This window comes from Mycobacterium gastri (assembly GCF_002102175.1).
GTDB classification, from domain to species: domain Bacteria; phylum Actinomycetota; class Actinomycetes; order Mycobacteriales; family Mycobacteriaceae; genus Mycobacterium; species Mycobacterium gastri.
This window is the reverse complement of sequence record NZ_LQOX01000085.1, coordinates 1-14,902: the sequence shown is the minus strand read 5'-3', so window position 1 is coordinate 14,902 and position 14,902 is coordinate 1. Positions and strand designations below refer to the sequence as shown.

At 66.1% G+C, this 14,902-nt stretch carries 12 protein-coding genes; 2 read left to right on the top strand and 10 right to left on the bottom strand.

What is annotated here, in order from left to right; translation table 11 throughout:
• Positions 1–13 precede the first annotated feature (13 nt).
• From AWC07_RS08555 to AWC07_RS08520, 8 genes are all read right to left on the bottom strand, one after another.
• The gene (locus AWC07_RS08555; protein ID WP_279628862.1) at positions 14–631 is read right to left on the bottom strand and encodes an ATPase; all 618 of its coding nucleotides are present in this window, start codon (positions 629–631) and stop codon (positions 14–16) included.
• Between the two features lie 9 nt (positions 632–640).
• Positions 641–997 (bottom strand): type II toxin-antitoxin system prevent-host-death family antitoxin, encoded by a 357-nt coding sequence (locus tag AWC07_RS08550; protein WP_036408643.1) that lies wholly within the window; start codon positions 995–997, stop codon positions 641–643.
• A 488-nt stretch (positions 998–1,485) separates the two neighbouring features.
• Positions 1,486–3,258: a PE family protein gene (locus tag AWC07_RS08545; RefSeq protein WP_085105028.1), complete on the bottom strand. Its 1,773-nt coding sequence runs from the start codon at positions 3,256–3,258 to the stop codon at positions 1,486–1,488.
• Between the two features lie 124 nt (positions 3,259–3,382).
• A complete protein-coding gene (locus AWC07_RS08540; RefSeq protein WP_036417589.1) occupies positions 3,383–4,873 on the bottom strand; it encodes a class I adenylate-forming enzyme family protein in 1,491 nt (496 codons plus the stop codon).
• Entirely contained in the window at positions 4,870–5,805 is a 936-nt protein-coding gene (locus AWC07_RS08535; RefSeq protein WP_036417590.1) for an acyl-CoA dehydrogenase family protein, read from the bottom strand. The genes AWC07_RS08540 and AWC07_RS08535 overlap by 4 nt, the downstream gene beginning before the upstream one ends.
• On the bottom strand, positions 5,802–6,968 hold the full coding sequence (locus AWC07_RS08530; RefSeq protein ID WP_208622382.1) for an acyl-CoA dehydrogenase family protein: 1,167 nt from the start codon (positions 6,966–6,968) through the stop codon (positions 5,802–5,804). Before AWC07_RS08530 ends, AWC07_RS08535 begins: the two co-directional genes overlap by 4 nt.
• Positions 6,965–8,068, bottom strand: coding sequence for an acyl-CoA dehydrogenase family protein (locus AWC07_RS08525; RefSeq protein WP_036417592.1), 1,104 nt, complete (start codon positions 8,066–8,068; stop codon positions 6,965–6,967). The genes AWC07_RS08530 and AWC07_RS08525 overlap by 4 nt, the downstream gene beginning before the upstream one ends.
• Positions 8,065–9,108 (bottom strand): acyl-CoA dehydrogenase family protein, encoded by a 1,044-nt coding sequence (locus tag AWC07_RS08520; protein WP_036417594.1) that lies wholly within the window; start codon positions 9,106–9,108, stop codon positions 8,065–8,067. Before AWC07_RS08520 ends, AWC07_RS08525 begins: the two co-directional genes overlap by 4 nt.
• An 85-nt stretch (positions 9,109–9,193) precedes the next feature.
• On the opposite strand from AWC07_RS08520, the gene AWC07_RS08515 reads away from it, so the two are divergent.
• A complete protein-coding gene (locus tag AWC07_RS08515) occupies positions 9,194–10,075 on the top strand; it encodes an LLM class flavin-dependent oxidoreductase (RefSeq protein WP_051508187.1) in 882 nt (293 codons plus the stop codon).
• On the opposite strand, the gene AWC07_RS08510 is transcribed toward AWC07_RS08515, so the two are convergent.
• The gene (locus AWC07_RS08510) at positions 10,017–10,757 is read right to left on the bottom strand and encodes an SDR family oxidoreductase (RefSeq protein ID WP_036417596.1); all 741 of its coding nucleotides are present in this window, start codon (positions 10,755–10,757) and stop codon (positions 10,017–10,019) included. The two genes, AWC07_RS08515 and AWC07_RS08510, sit on opposite strands and share 59 nt — an antisense overlap.
• A 5-nt stretch (positions 10,758–10,762) precedes the next feature.
• Entirely contained in the window at positions 10,763–11,584 is an 822-nt protein-coding gene (locus AWC07_RS08505) for a FadR/GntR family transcriptional regulator (protein ID WP_036417598.1), read from the bottom strand.
• Positions 11,585–11,849: 265 nt separating this feature from the next.
• Between AWC07_RS08505 and AWC07_RS08500 the strand changes: the two genes are divergently transcribed.
• Positions 11,850–14,249 carry a CaiB/BaiF CoA-transferase family protein gene (locus tag AWC07_RS08500; protein ID WP_036417600.1) on the top strand — a complete coding sequence of 800 codons (2,400 nt, stop codon included), beginning with the start codon at positions 11,850–11,852 and terminating at the stop codon, positions 14,247–14,249.
• Positions 14,250–14,902 lie beyond the last annotated feature (653 nt).

The window sequence follows — 14,902 nt, the reverse complement described above, 5'->3', positions numbered from 1 at the left end:
GGTCGTCGCCACGTCAACAGTGGAGATCAAGCGCCGCGGCGACGATCGGCTTGGCCCACCCGGGCGTCGACGACAGATCCGGCGGACCCACAGTCTGTCCCCGCACAACGTGCAGCACGAGCACGGGCCGCGGCGCCTTGCCTTCGCCCGGGTCGGCGTCTTGCGAGTTGTCGTACATGCGCAGTTCGGTCAGCACAGGCAGCAGCCGCACCAGATTCAACCTGCTGTGCCGCCACCGACGCCGGATGTCGGCTTCGGGAATGTCATGGCCACCCGCGTCGACCCGTCGCCGCACTCGGTCGATGTGGGCTTCCGGGCTGGCCAATCCGACATACCAGATCCGCACCTCAATGCCTTGTGATGCCGCCTCGGCGAGCAGCCGGGGCATGGTGCTTCCACCGAGCGTGGTTTCGAACGCGAGGTCCAGGCGTTCGTTGATCGCCCGTTCCAGCAGCCGCTTACCCTGGCGCCACGCCGTCGCGTTTGCCGCGGTTTGATCCAGTCCCGGGTTCGCCGCGATCAACCTCCGCGCTGCCTCGTCGGGGTTGTAATAGTCGGCGCCGGACGCGCGGAACATGGCGCCGCCGATGGTGCTCTTGCCCGCGCCGTTGACACCGGCGAGGACGTACAGCCGGCTCAGTCAGCGCCGCCGCTTCGCGCGGGCCGCCTTCACCGCGACCTTCCCCAGCTGTTGCGGGCTGGCATCGAAAGCGGAGGCCATCGCGGCCTTGGATTTTGGCGTCTGCATGCGTTCCAGCAAGCGGTCGAACTCTTCGGTCAACTCGTCCAGAGCAGGGGTAGCCGCGCGGGTCAGCGCTTCGAACTCGGCGTAGGACACCAGTACTGCCTTCGGCGTGTTGTGCTTGGTGATCGCGACCGCGCCGTCGGCAGTGGCCTTCTCCAGGACCGCGCCGAACTGGTTCTTGAACCGCGTGGCGGCGACGGTCGGCAGGTCGACGAGTTCCCCAGCGCGGTTTCGGTAGGTCAGGGTAGGCATGTCACCAGTATAGTCAAAGTAGCCAGAATAGCTATTTTGTTCGGAAGTAGCAGACCTCGAGATGGTGCCTCACATCGCGATGCCGCAGACCTTGCGAACCTTTCGACCAGCTGGCCTGCGCGGGCCGCTGACGAGCCGAACTGCATGTCGACTAGCGGCCTTGTGCCCCAAGTTGTAGGACGCAACTGCCACTTTCCCATCAGCCACATCAGTCACATCAGTCTCCCGGGGTTCGGGATGTCGCTTTTTGCCCACCTGGCAGCGACAATTCCGTTACGCACCTTGGCTTGTCGCTCAAAGGTGGGTAAATCGCGCACCGACTTGGCCTGGGGTCCATGTTAAAGATGTGATTGCTAGGCCCGGACTCCGCTCAGCGCGGTGACTAGATCAGCACCGCCTCAGGTCCGCATCCGTTGACCTGCAACGGATCCGCTGGATCGCGAGACCTGGCGGGCGGAGAAGGTGGCCCGGCCCATTGACCGCCGCAGCTAGACAAACTGACTGGTTATCCCCAAGAACGACCTGAGTTGGAAGCCGGCTAAGAGGGTGCCCAACGCGATGTCAGCCGCTATGGGAGCGCCGAACGCATAGACCAGCCCACCGGCGGGGTCACCGGTGAATACCTGTTCCATCCCGCTGAGGAACAGGTTGACGTTGTAGGACGGCACCGTGGTGAAGATCGCGTTCGCGATGTCGGCTGTCGGCAGCAAAGCCGCGTAGGTGGTCGCAGCCGTCCTGGTAATGAAGTTGGTGACCGTCGTGTTCGTTGACTGCAGAAAGTGAATGAAGTCGGTTGGGGAGAACGCCGCCGGCGACAGCCCGGACAGCAGCGACGGTGAGCCGGCCGCGCCCAGTGGAGCCCCCAGCAGCACGGCCGGGAGGTCGGGAAACGTCGCTATCCCGGCGCTGATGTCGTTGATGAACGCGCTGATTCCCTGCTGGGTTCCGATCGCCAAATATCCCGGCAGGGAAGTGGTGGCGCTAAGCGGCGGCAGCACTCCGAACGGGGTGGGCACATTCGGCGGCGAGGTCGACCAGCCATAGGCGGGATCGCCGTAGCCCCAGTTGACCAGGTACCTCAAGTCGGGTTGAACCAAATCTGCGATGGGCTCCCCGACGAATGGTATTGCCCGCACCGGCTCCAGGAGCGGCAAATCATGGGTGGGAATCATGTAGTAGCTGGTCGAGGTGGGGCCCACTGTGTTCGTCAACGGAATAGCCGTAGCAAGCTGCTCGGGGGTGAGACTCGCATACTGGCCGTGCAGGGATTGGATGCCTAAGAAGGCGTTGAGGTCGGCCAGGAAATTGATCGGGTATCGGGGAAAGTCGGCGGCGCCGTCGTATTCGATCGTGTAGATCGTGGTCGGGAAGGCATTGTCCGGGGTTGCGCCGTACATCTCTATCCCCAGGCTTGGAAGGCTGAGCCCGACGAAACGCTCGAACAGGCCTCCGTTGGGGTTCATCGGATTACCGACCAACGTGAAGGTCAAATTGTTGAAGTACGGGCTTCCGGCGGCCCCCGAGTTGGTGGGGTTGAGCGCCCGCATTACCAGTGAGGAGATCATGGCGCTCTGCGATTCGCCCGATACGTTGACAGTGTTTCCGCTGGTCAGCAGCCCTGCATAGGGAGGGTTAGTGCCGACGAGCGTGTTGGTCAGGATAGTGACACCCTGAGCCACCGACACGTTAAGGGGCAAGGTCTTGACACCAGTATCGATATAGAACCCCTCCGGTGTGAAAAAGCTCTGCACCAGGTTCGGATCGACCGTGAAAACGGGCGCGATGTATTTCGAGACAATGTTGTTTACATAATCAATCGACGGAATCGGGTTCCCGCTGCCACCCATGACCAGGGTGTTCACCGCTGCCGCCGAGGGAGCCGCGGACGCCAGGGCGCCCGAAGCGCTGGGCGCGAGACCCCCCAGCATTGCGCGCACGGGTGAGCTGATGGTGGCCAGCGCCTTCGACACCGCGGCGGCGTTGGCGGCCTCGGCCTGTGCGTAGGAGCCGGCCGCGGTGGCCAACGCCTGGGCGAACGCATCGTGAAACGCTCCAGCTTGCGTCATGACGGCCTGGCATTCCTGGCCGTATGCCCGGAAGAGGCTCGCGATGAGCTCCGACACCTCGTCGCGCGCCGCGGCTATCACCCCGGTCGTCGAGGCCGCCGTGGCCGCGTTGGCCGCTCCGATCGCCGAGCGGATCTGCGCTACGTCTGCCGCAGCAGTCGCCACGATGTCAGGCCGGGTAAGCATGAAGGTCATCGGACCGTCCTCCTCTACGGTGAGGGCCGGGAGGGAGCTACCAGTGAGCGTAGAGCGGTCTCACCGGCGTGTCCGGCGTTTACGCCCGCGCATTTCCGCACCGCACATCCACCGTTTGCGAGGCTCAGCCGCCCCGGGCGGCGATCATGGCCGAGCGATTGACCTTGGTTGCCGCCGTGCGGGGAATCTGGTCGACGAATTCCACTGTCTTGGGCACTTTGTACGGGGCAAGCCGGTTCTTGGCGTACTCGATCACCTGTTGGTCGGTCAGCGGTGCCGCGGCTTGCACGACGGCATGGACCCGGCGTCCCCAGTGCGGGTCCGAGATGCCGATGACCACGACGTCGGCGATATCGGGGTGCCCGGCCAGTGCGGACTCCACCTCTGCCGGAAAGACATTGGCGCCGCCGGTGATGATCATGTCGGCGCGACGGTCGGTGATGTAGAGGTAGCCGTCGGTGTCCAGGTGACCGATGTCGCCGGCCGACCGAAACCCGTCTTCGGTCGACGGAAGTGGCGGTGCGCCACCGAGATAGCGGTATCCCGCACTCATCGGCGCGCGCAGGTAGACCTCGCCTTGTTCGCCGGGGGGCAGCGGCTGCTGCTCGGTGTCCAGGATCCGGATCTCGGTGTCCCGGAAGCCGCGGCCGACGCTGCCCGGATGCGTCAGCCATTCGTCGCCCCGCAGCGCCGTGAGCCCGAGGTTTTCGGTCATGCCGTAGGCCATCACGATCTGTTCCGGGCTCAGCAGCTCGAACCAGGTGTGCAGCAGCCTCGGCGGCATCACGGCGGCGCCCTGCAGGATGAAGTCGATGCTGGACAAATCGCGCCGACCGATGCCGGGCACCGCGGCGATGCGCTTGAGCATTGTCGGGGTGGCCGTGAAGTTGGTGACCCGGTACTGCTCGACCGTGTCGACAACCGTTGCGGCATCGAACTTTTCCAATACCACTAATTGGTCGCCGCCCAACAGGAAATGCAGGGTGGCAAAGCCGTTGGTGTGGTACATCGGCGCGGGCACCAGGATGGTCTGGGGCTGGGCCACCGGCGTCCAGGCTGACAAGAACGGCTCGCTGTGCTGAGGCGTCCACAGCGAGGGCGCCAGGTTGAGGATCACCTTGGGAACGCCGGTTGACCCGCTACTGCAAATTCCGTGGGCTGTGGGTGAAACAGCTTCGGGCAGTGTGCTTTCCGGCTCGACAGCGGCGCGCACATCCAGCTCCCACCGGCTTTTCTCGTCGACCACTACGGCGGCGTCGATGACGTCCAGCACCCGGTTCCGCTCCCACTCGGGTAGATCCCAGTGCATGGGAACCGGAACCGCGCCGATCTTCCAGCAGCCCAATATGGTCAGCACGAGGTGCACGGAGTTGGGGATCGCGATGGCGACCAGAGAACCGATCTGGGCGCCACTGGCGTCCAGCGCCCGCGCCCATTGGTTGGCCCGGGCGTCGAGTTCGGCAAAGGTCAGCGTGCGGGTGCTGCCGTCGGGCGCCACGGTGGTCAGGGCAGCTTCGTCGCTTCGTTGCTTGGCCAGCTCCTGCAGCTTGGTCGCGAACGGGATGCCGTCGGCCAGTGGATTGGGGGTGACGGCGGATACGATGGGAAGGCTCATGCGGGTACCAGCCCGGTGAAGAGCGTCTCCAGATAGCCGTCACGGACATCGGAGATCAGGCGCTGGGCGAGTGCTTCGGTTCCCAATGGCAACCGGATCAGGGGTTGGGTGTGCCGGTCCAGCACGCTGACGTCGGACTCGTCGCAGAAGCCCAGCGCGCCGAGCAGCTGATGCGACGTGCGCAGCACCTGCCGCGCGGTGTCGGCGGCCTTTAGCCGCAGCACCAGCGCGTCGGCCGAACCCACTTGCGCCGCAGTCGATCGCGACCGGCTCAGGGTGTACTTGGCGAGTTCGAAAAGCCCGCGGACAGCGACGGACGCATCGGCGACGGCAAACCTGACGGCCTGGAAATCGGCCAGCGGCCTGCCGAACTGAACCCGGCTCCGCACATGGTCGGTGGCGATGTTCAGCGACTGCTGCGCCGCTCCCAGCAGCCGCCATGATCCCAGCACAAGATGAAGGTTAATGTCGGCGGCCGAAACCGTGCCATCGGGCGCTCCCAAGGCCGCCGGCACCAGAAACGGCCCCAGTTTGGCCGCGGTGCGCACCGCGGGTTGCACGGGATAACGAGTGCCGTCGAGGTCGGTGGCGATCCAGTCGCCGGGTAAGTCGCCGTGATCGACGCGGGGTGCTTGCGGATTCACCAGAGCCAGGCGGGCGCCGTCGATCGCCAGCAACTCTTCGACGAGGGGGTAGGGCAAGGCGGCGGCGCCGGCGGCCTGGCACAGCACCGCGGCGGCCAGCAGATCGTCGGATGCGGACCGCACATCCAGCTCGAAGGCACCCAGCTGCACCAGCGCCTCGCCTGCCGCGTGGCGAACGCTGTCGTCGGTCTCGGCCCGCAGCGCCGCCGGCGGTCCGCCCACCCGCGCGAGGCGCTTGGCCGCGATGGCGGCGAAGTCGGTAATATCTTGCGGCAGTTCGGTATTCACCGGTGTTCCCCCAAGACGTCACGTGCTACCAGCATTCGCTGTACTTCGATGGTGCCCGACGCCACGGTGGCCGCCTGCGCGTAACGCCAATGATCTTCGATCGCGCCGTGCAGCGGGGCCGTGACACCGCTGTCCAGCGCTGCCGGCCCGAGCACGTCGAAAAGCAGCTCGGCAACCTGTTGATCGCAGGTGGTGGTCGCGATACGGGCGGCACTGGCTGCCGCACCCGCCTCCGGGTCATCCTGCAGCGACACCGCTCGATAGGACAGTAATCTGGCCACCCGCAAGTCGGCGAGCGCCCGAACCCAGCGGACGCGAATCGTTTCGGGCAGCCGGTCCCAGTCGTCGCCGAGCTCGGTGCGCAGCCGGTGCAGCAACGATTCGCAGCGCGCGTAACGGGCGATGCCGACGCGTTCGAAGGCCAGGGCATCCCGCATCACCCGCCAACCTTCGCCGGGCTCGCCCAGCACATCGCCGGGGAAGGCCGGCACCCCGTCGAGGAACATCTCGTTGAGGTGATGCGGGCCCAGCATCGACGGGATCGGCCGAACCGCAATACCGGGCCGGTCCATCGGCACCAGAAACAGGGTGAGCCGCTGGGATTTAGGAGCATCCGGGTGGGTACAGGCCGCCAGCACACACCAAGAGGCCATCTGGGCATACGACGTCCACACCTTCTGGCCGGTGATGCGCCAGCCCCGGCCGTCCGGGCCGTCCGGCACGGCGCGGGTGCGCAGCGACGCGAGGTCGGTGCCCGCCTCCGGCTCGGAAAACCCTTGGCACCACACCACTTCGCCGGCTGCGATCGCCGATAGGTGCTTGGCCTTCTGTTCTGCCGTCCCGTATCGCATGATCGCCGGGCCGACCCAGTTGATACCCATGTACTGTGGGCCGCGCGGCTCGTGGTGGGCCCACATCTCTTCGCGCAGGACGGTCTGCTGCCAGACCGAACCACCGCCGCCCCCATGTTCTTTCGGCCAGGCCAGCGCCAGCAGCCCTTCGGCGGCAAGGAGTTTGCAGAACGACTCGGTGGTGGCCAGGTCCTGTGGATCGTCGGTGCAAGCGCCCAGAAAGCCCGTCGGCACGTGGTTGGCGATCAACTGCCGCAGCCGGGTTCGCAGTTCAGCAGCGTCCTCGCCGAGGTCGTAATCCATCGTCGTCATCCCTTCGGCAGCCCGAGCAGCCGCTCGGCGATGATGTTGCGCTGGACCTCGGATGTTCCGCCGTAGATGGTCGCGGCAAGCGCGTCCTGGCGTTCGAAGAGCAGGTCGGCGTCACCGGCCGAAGCCGGGCCTGCGGCCGCTGCGCCCAGTTCCCAAACCCGTTGTAAGGTAACCGATCCAAGCAGCTTGAGGATGTCGGCCTCCGGGCTGGTCCGGCCGGCGAGTTCGTTGCTCAGGGCCCGGTAGCCGGTGGCGCGCAGCGCCTCGGCATCGGCCAGTAGCGAGCCCAGCTCGGCGTAGATGTCGGGATCGCGGGTGCTCTGTAGCGCGGCGAGTCCACGTTTGATCTCGACCCAGTTCATGACCCAGATCATCTGGCGCTCATGGTGCAGCGACGCCAACGCCACATTCCAGCCGCCGTTGCAGGGACCCAGAAGGTTGTCGACGGGCACCTCGACGTCGTCGAGGAAGACCTCACAGAACGTCTCGTCGGACGCCGACGCCATCCGGATGGGTTCGATCCGCACCCCGGGCGAGTGCAGGTCGAGAATCAGGCAGGAGATGCCGCGGTGTTTCGGCGCATCCGGGTCGGTGCGGGCATACAGGGTGCACCACCGCGACTCGTGGGCCTGCGTGGTCCAGATCTTTTGGCCGTTGACCCGGAACACCTTGCTATTAGGGTCGTCGCGGTCGGCGCGGGTGCGCAAGCCGGCGAAATCCGATCCGGCTTCCGGTTCGGACATGCCCAGCGCCCACCACTCGTCACCGCGCAGCAGCGGAACCAGCAGCCGGTCGATCTGCTCGGGGGTGCCGAATTGACGGATGCCGGGTGCGGCGACGTTGGGTCCGGCGATGTTGGGCAGTTTGGGAGCTGAGCACAGCGCGGCCTGGATCCGGATTTCCATGGCATCGCGCAGGCTCAGCGAACGGCCGCCATGCTCGCGGGGCCAGGTGGGTTGGATCCACCCCGCCTCGAAGGCGGCCCGCTGATACTCGCGTCGCAGCCGAATGTCCCAGCGGTACTGGCGATATCGCTCGTAATAGTCGCCCGGCAGGAAGGTCGTGAGCCATTCGCGGAATTCTGAGACCGGCGCAGTCATGGCGCGCCGCCGGCGAAGCGTCGGCCCACCTCGTGGTAGAGCGCGCGGCTGTCGCCCAGCATCGCCGCGCCCTGCCAGGCGTGCCGGACGTAGAGGTGGATGTCGTGTTCCCAGGTCTGGGCCAGCGCGCCGTGCACCTGGACCGCGGTGCGCGCGCAGCGGGTCGCGGCCTCGCCGGCGGCTGCCTTGGCCAGCGCCGCTGTGGTCCAGTCGGGGTCGGCGGCCGCCGCATAGGTGAGGCTGCGGGCGCGCTCGACCTTGACGTAGTTGTCGGCCAGCGCGTGCTTGATCGCCTGGAATGCGCCGATCGGCTTGCCGAACTGATGGCGGGTCTTGGCGTGTTCGACGGCGCGGTGCAGGACCGCGGTCGCCACTCCGACCAGGTCGGCGGCAGCGGCGATCAGCGGTGCGGTCAACGCCGATTCGACGCTGTCGACCGGTGCGGTGGCTATCGCAGCGGTGTCGATTTCGACATCGGCGACGGGTTGCGCGGGGTCGGTCGACTCGCCGGCCCGGATGACCGCCCCGTCGCCGGCGCGCGCGACCGCGGCTACCAGGCCCTGGTCCGACGTCGCCAGCGTGACGATCAGCTCGGCCTGGACCAGATTGGGCACCGCGACGGCATGTCCGCGCAGGTGCCCGTCCTGCAGCGTCATGGGTGCCCCTGGCAGCCGGTGTCCGCGGGAGTGGACGGCCAGGGTTGCGACGACACCTCCGGCGATCTCGGCCAGCACATCGTCGAGACGGCAGGTCCGCAACATGCCCGCGGCCAGGCCGACGCTGCTCAGCAGCGGGATGGGGGCGATGGCCGCACCGCATTGTTCCAGGACCAGCACCAGCTCGACGGGGCCGAAATCGCCGGACGGATCGGCTGTGGCGAGTTCGGTCCAGCCGAGACCGACGACTGTCTTCCACAGCGTGCGCCAACGGTCCGGATCGGTGATTGCCTGCCGGGCGGCGTCGGGTGGGCACTCGACGCGCAGGACGTCGCGCACGGTGTCGCGCAGCGCCAGCTGCTCTGAAGTCAGGTCGACATCCATAACACCCCTAACATAATAAAAATAGTAAACTAGGCAACCCGGGCGCAATCGCGCAGGACGCTGTCGGACACGCATGGGTGGGCGAATGGTCGAGTGGTATCTGTTCCTGCCGCAGGTGCGGTTGCCGGTAGCAGATTTCGTGGAGCGGGCGCGGCACGCCGAGGCCAGTGGGTTTGACGGTGTGGCGTTCATCGATCATCTCGAGGCCCCCGGGCAGCCCGCTGAAAACATCTGGGAGGCAATGACCGTCGCCACCTGGGTGGCGGCCAAGACGCAGCGGCTGCGCATCGGCCACCTGGTGCTCTGCGACGCGTTCCGGCATCCAGCCGTTCTGGCCAAGCAGGCCGTCACGCTGTCAGCGGCATCGGATGGCAGGTTCGAGCTGGGCATCGGTTCGGGATCCTGGCCGGCGGAGTTCGCCAGATTCGGTGTCGGTCAGCAGGATCCGGTGGCCCGGGTGGAGCAACTGCAGCGACACCTCGCGCTGATCACGCAGTACTGGGCGGACGGTGCGGAAGCTCAATCGCCCAGACCGGTGCGTCCGATACCGCTGATCTTGGGCGGCAGCGGGCGCCGGATGATGGAACTGGTTCGCAGATACGCGGATTGGTGGAATCTGCAAGCCAACCACCTCGACCGGCTGCCGAGCCTGGCCCCGGCTGCGGGATCGGCCCGTATCTCCGTGCAGCAGATGGTGGGCTTTGTCCGGGCGGGAGCCGATCCGGATGCGGTACGCCAGGTGAGCGCCCGGCGATTCGGTTATCTGGGCCCAGGGCTGGTGTGCGGTAACGCCAGCGAACTGATTGAGCACTTCGCGGGCCTGGCCGCGCAACGGGTCGAGCGTTTCTACGTGTGGTTCACCGACTTCGCCGCGCCGGATTCGCTGGCCGAGTTCGGCGAATCGGTGATCAAGGGCTTCCCGGAGATCCGGCAGACTTCGGCGACGCGCGCCGACGGGCCTCGGTAGGCACCACCGGCGGCCGGGCGAACGGACCGCGCTGCACCGCGCTGAGCCGGATCTCCGGCAGGTCGACGGACGGGTCGACGGTATCAAGCCAGGCCACCGTTTCGGCGATGTCGGACACCTGGATCGCATACATCTCGAACGGAACATCCTGCAGCATCTCGGTTTCCACGGGTCCCGGGGTCACCAGGTGGACGCTGATGCCGTCGCGGTCGACTTCGAGCGCCAGTGCGCGGGCGAACGCGTTCATGCCGGCTTTCGATGCCGAGTACGCGGTTCGGGCCGGCATCGGCTCGTGCGCGGCCGACGAGGAGATGAAGACCAGCCGTGAACCGGAACTCATGCGGGGCAGCACCGCGGAGGTCACCACAAAACAGGAGTCCAGATTGGCCGAGATGATCGTGCGCCACTGGTCGAAGGTCTGCTTGCGTGCGTAGGTTCCGCCCAGTGCGCCGGCAGCGTGCACGACCAGGTCGATGGTGTCGAGTTCGCTTATGGCGGTGGCGAATCCGGCTGGGTCAGACACGTCGGCGACAATGTAGCGCGCTCCGATCTCCTGCGCTGCCGCCCGCAGCGGGCCTTCCCGTCGCGCCACCAGTACCACGTCGTAGTCCAGCTCGCAAAGCTTGCCGGCACACCCTTTACCGATCCCACCGCTGCCGCCGGTGACCAACGCGGTTCGCACCGGAATCAGGGGCGCCGGATGTCCCGCGGGCGTGACAGAGCCTGCGGTGACAGCGCATAGATCCGTTGTTCACCACCGCCGGACAAGACGTACGTCTGGGTATCGGCGAGGTGTCGGCCCGCGATGCGCCGGGCCCGGTCGACGTCTCCCTCGGCAATTGTCTCGGCCAGCTTGATGTGGGTGTTGAGGACCGCGCGCCGTTTGGCCAACGACGGGTAGGTGCCCCGCGCCGCGCTCTCGTCGGCCCATTGTTGTTCATGGCTGGTCCACAGGGTCTCCAGGCTGCCCACGACCGCGATGATGGTGTGGTTCCCGCAGCCGCGGACGATGAGATCGTGGAATTGACGGCCGATTTCGGTGAACTGCCGCCCGTCGTCGAGGTGCTCTGCCATGGCTTCGTTGATCTGCTTGAGCTCGGGCAGCAAAGTATCTGCGCGGTCCGGTCGTTGGGCCGCCAGCGCGGCGCAGGCAGGCTCGAGTTCCTGCAACGCGGCGCCCAGATCGCTGACGGCGACGGACTCGCTTTGCAACAGCAGGCCGAGCATGTAAGCGGCGCTGGTCTTGGCCGGCGCGTGCACGACGGCCCCGCCTCGGTTACCGCGGCGGACGGACACCAACCCCTCGGTCTCCAAAATCCGCAACGCCTCCCGCAGCGACACGAGGCTGACGTTGAACCGTTCGACCAGCACTTCCTGGCGGGGTAGCAGATCACCATCGGCGAGCTCGCCGTCGATGATCTGGCGACGCAGCTCATCGGCTACTATTTCGGCGATCCTCGGCGCAGACAGCCTGCGTCGGGTATCAGGGCCAGTTCCCAGGGTGGTCATCCGATCCTCGATAGAACAAGCAGGGGAGCTGACCCCGCCAACTCGACTTGCGTTGTCTATCTTAGCAGTAATGGCATAAATAGCATCTCATTGGCGGTGCCCTTCCCGCGCTGCTCTACCACCCTGACCAAAGAGGGCCGGGACTGGTGTCGTTTTTCGTCGACGACGGCGTGAGTACCCCAGAAGAACACAGCGCGCCGGAAACTGCGGTGGGAATAGATCGGGGTTGCGCGCGCCCAGTGCTGAGGTCACGGGTGGTCGAATTATGCTCGGCAGCGTGAGTCAGGGGTTAGGCAGGCGGCCGACACCGCTGGACGAGCTGCGCGTCGTCGAGATCAGTGACCGCATAGCCGGCAGCTACTGCGGCAAGCTGTTGATCGATGCCGGTGCGCGGGTACGCAAAATCGAACCACCGCAAGGGGATCCGCTGCGCCGATACTCGCCCAGCTGTTCGCCGGTGCCCGACGGTTCGCCGGCCTCGCCGTTGTACTGCTACCTCAATGCCGGCAAGCAGAGCCTGACCCTGGCCCCGGATTCCGAGCGATACCGTGCCGAATTCGCTGCTGCCGACGTCGTGATCGCCACCTGTGGCCGATCGCAGGCGACCGCTCTGGGCATCGACCCCCGACGGTTGCTGGCCGAGTCTCCGCAGGCGGTCGTGGTCACGATTTCCGATTTCGGCTGGACCGGTCCGTTCGCCGATCGGGCGGCCACCGAGTTCACACTTCAGGCATGGGCGGGCTCGCCCGGCTTCCGGGGTGATCCCGCCGGACCGCCCATCTCGATCGGCGGTGGCCTGGGCGAGTACATGGGCGGGGTGTTCGCCGCATTCGGCGCACTGGCCGTGCGCCGGCGCGTCGAACATGGCGGCCCGGGTGAGCATCTGGATCTGTCCATGCTCGAGGCGATGTCCCTGATGCAAAGCAGCGAATGGCTGCATTCGCAGCTGCTGCGGGTTCCGCCGGTCCGCCGCACCCTCGAAGTGCCGTCGATCGAACCCGCCAAGGACGGCTACGTCGGGATCACCATGGTCACCGGCCAACAGTGGCTCGACTTCATCGCAATGGTCGAATGTCCTCAGCTAGAGGAGATTCCGCAGTTGCGATTCCAGATCGGCCGTTGGGAATACCGGGACCTCATCCGCGAATCGATCCGTCCGTGGATGGCCGAGCGGACCGTCGAGGAGATCGTCGCACTGGGTCAGCTGTTCCGGCTGCCGATCGCGGCGTTGGGCAACGGCGCCACCATCCGCGACATGGAGTACATGGTCGAGCGGGAAGTGTTCGTCGACAACCCCGCCGGCTTTCACCAACCCCGCCCGCCGTGGTTGATGTCGCAGTGTGGGCCCGCGCCGGTTCGCCCGACTGCCGGGTTAGGTGCGGACAACGACGAACGGCCGTGGCAGCAACAGGATTCCAGGTCTGAGCCGACCCCGCACGGGTTACCACTGGACGGTGTTCGGATCATCGACCTGACCGCCTTCTGGGCGGGGCCGGCTGCCACTCACCTGCTGGCCGCGTTCGGCGCCGATGTCGTGAAGATCGAGTCGATTCAGCGGCCCGACGGCATCCGCTACTCGGGGGGCATGCGCACCGATGTGGACGACTGGTGGGAGTACGGCTGGGTGTTCCACGCGATGAACACCAACAAGCGTTCGGTCACATTGGATTTGGGCTCTGATGACGGGCGCCGGTTGTTCCTCGCATTGGCCGCGGATGCCGACGTGGTGATTGAGAACTTCTCGCCGCGGGTGATGGAGCACTTCGGGCTCACCGCCGAGGTACTGCTGAAGGTGAACCCCAAACTCGTGGTCGCCCGGATGCCGGCGTTCGGGTTGGCGGGTCCGTGGCGTGACCGGGTCGGCTTCGCCCCCACCATGGAGCAGATCGGCGGTCTGACGTGGGTGACCGGATTGCCGGAGACGCCGCCGGTGACCCCGCGCGGCGCGTGTGATCCGCTGGCCGGCGTGCATGCGGCGTTCGCGGTACTGGCGGCGCTGAACTTCGCCGAACGTACCGGAGTGGGCCAGCAGGTCGAGTTGCCGATGGTCGAGTCGGTGTTGAACACCACCGCGATTCAGCCGATCGAATACGAGGTCTACGGGGTCACGCTCGAGCGGCGGGGCAATCGGGGTTTCGGTGGGGCCCTGCAGAACATCTACCGCTGCGCCGGCGACGACGACTGGATCGCGGTCAGTATTTGCGACGACGGGCAGTGGCGTGCGCTGGTGGAGTTGATGGACCGACCCTCCTGGTGTGACGAGTCGCTGTCGACCGCCGCGGGGCGGCGCGAGCGCGCCGACGAAATCGATGGCCGGCTGCTGGACTGGTTCGCCGCGCAATCGCTGGTGTCGACTGTGGAATCTCTTGCTGCTGCGGGCATTCCGGCCGCACCGGTCGTCTCGCCGTCGTTGGTCACCGAAAATCCGCAACTGCGTGATCGCGGCTTTTTCGAGTCGCTGGTCCACTCCCGTATCGGGCAAGCACTTTATCCGACACCGCCGTTCGCGCGGCTGGCCGGCCAGCGGGAATGGTTGCGGCGCCCGCCGCCGACCCTTGGCGAGCACAATGCGGAGATACTGCGCGAGCGGTGCGGGTTGACCGAGGAGGAACTCGCGCGGCTGGCGGCCAGCGGGGTGATCGGGACCCGGCCAAAGGGCGTTTAGGCGCTGTCGGCGCGGCCCTAGCGGCCACCGTCTCTGCCAAGTGCTGTGACTCGTCACCTCAGTCACTTGAGTCACTGGGGGTCGGGTGTTGTGCCTAGCTCACTCGGAAATTGATGGTGACCGCGAATGCGGCTGGTCAACGATGTCTTCTTGGGCAGCCTTTGGATGCCCTGGCTCTGTTTTCGGCACACCTTGGCTCCTTTTACGGCACGCCGATACCGCACCTTTGCTCAAACCGCTTGTGATGGCGGGCGTTCGGGGGATGTCGCACGTGCTCACCGTATCGGCTGCCATGCCGCCGCATCGAGTGTGCAGTGACGGGTGTGTCCCGAGCGTGGAAGGGAGTTCGATGTAGGTAGAGCTTTCCGAAGCGGTGCTGTGCAGGAGATGAAGGATTGTCGGCCCTTCGGAGTCGCCCTGCGGGGGGTGGCTTCAAACCGCCACATGCTGCAGGAGCGGTGACGTGACTGTGGTGAGCGATGTGGAAAAGGCACAGGTCGATGTGTCAGGTGGGGATCGGGAAGGTGAGCGCAAGCGATTCGCTGTTGACGTGTCGAAATGCACATAGATGACATCTGTCGACCGCCACCGTGATGGGACCGGTTTGAGCAGGGTTTAGCCACGGTCATGGGACCACCCGTTTGCCAGTGATG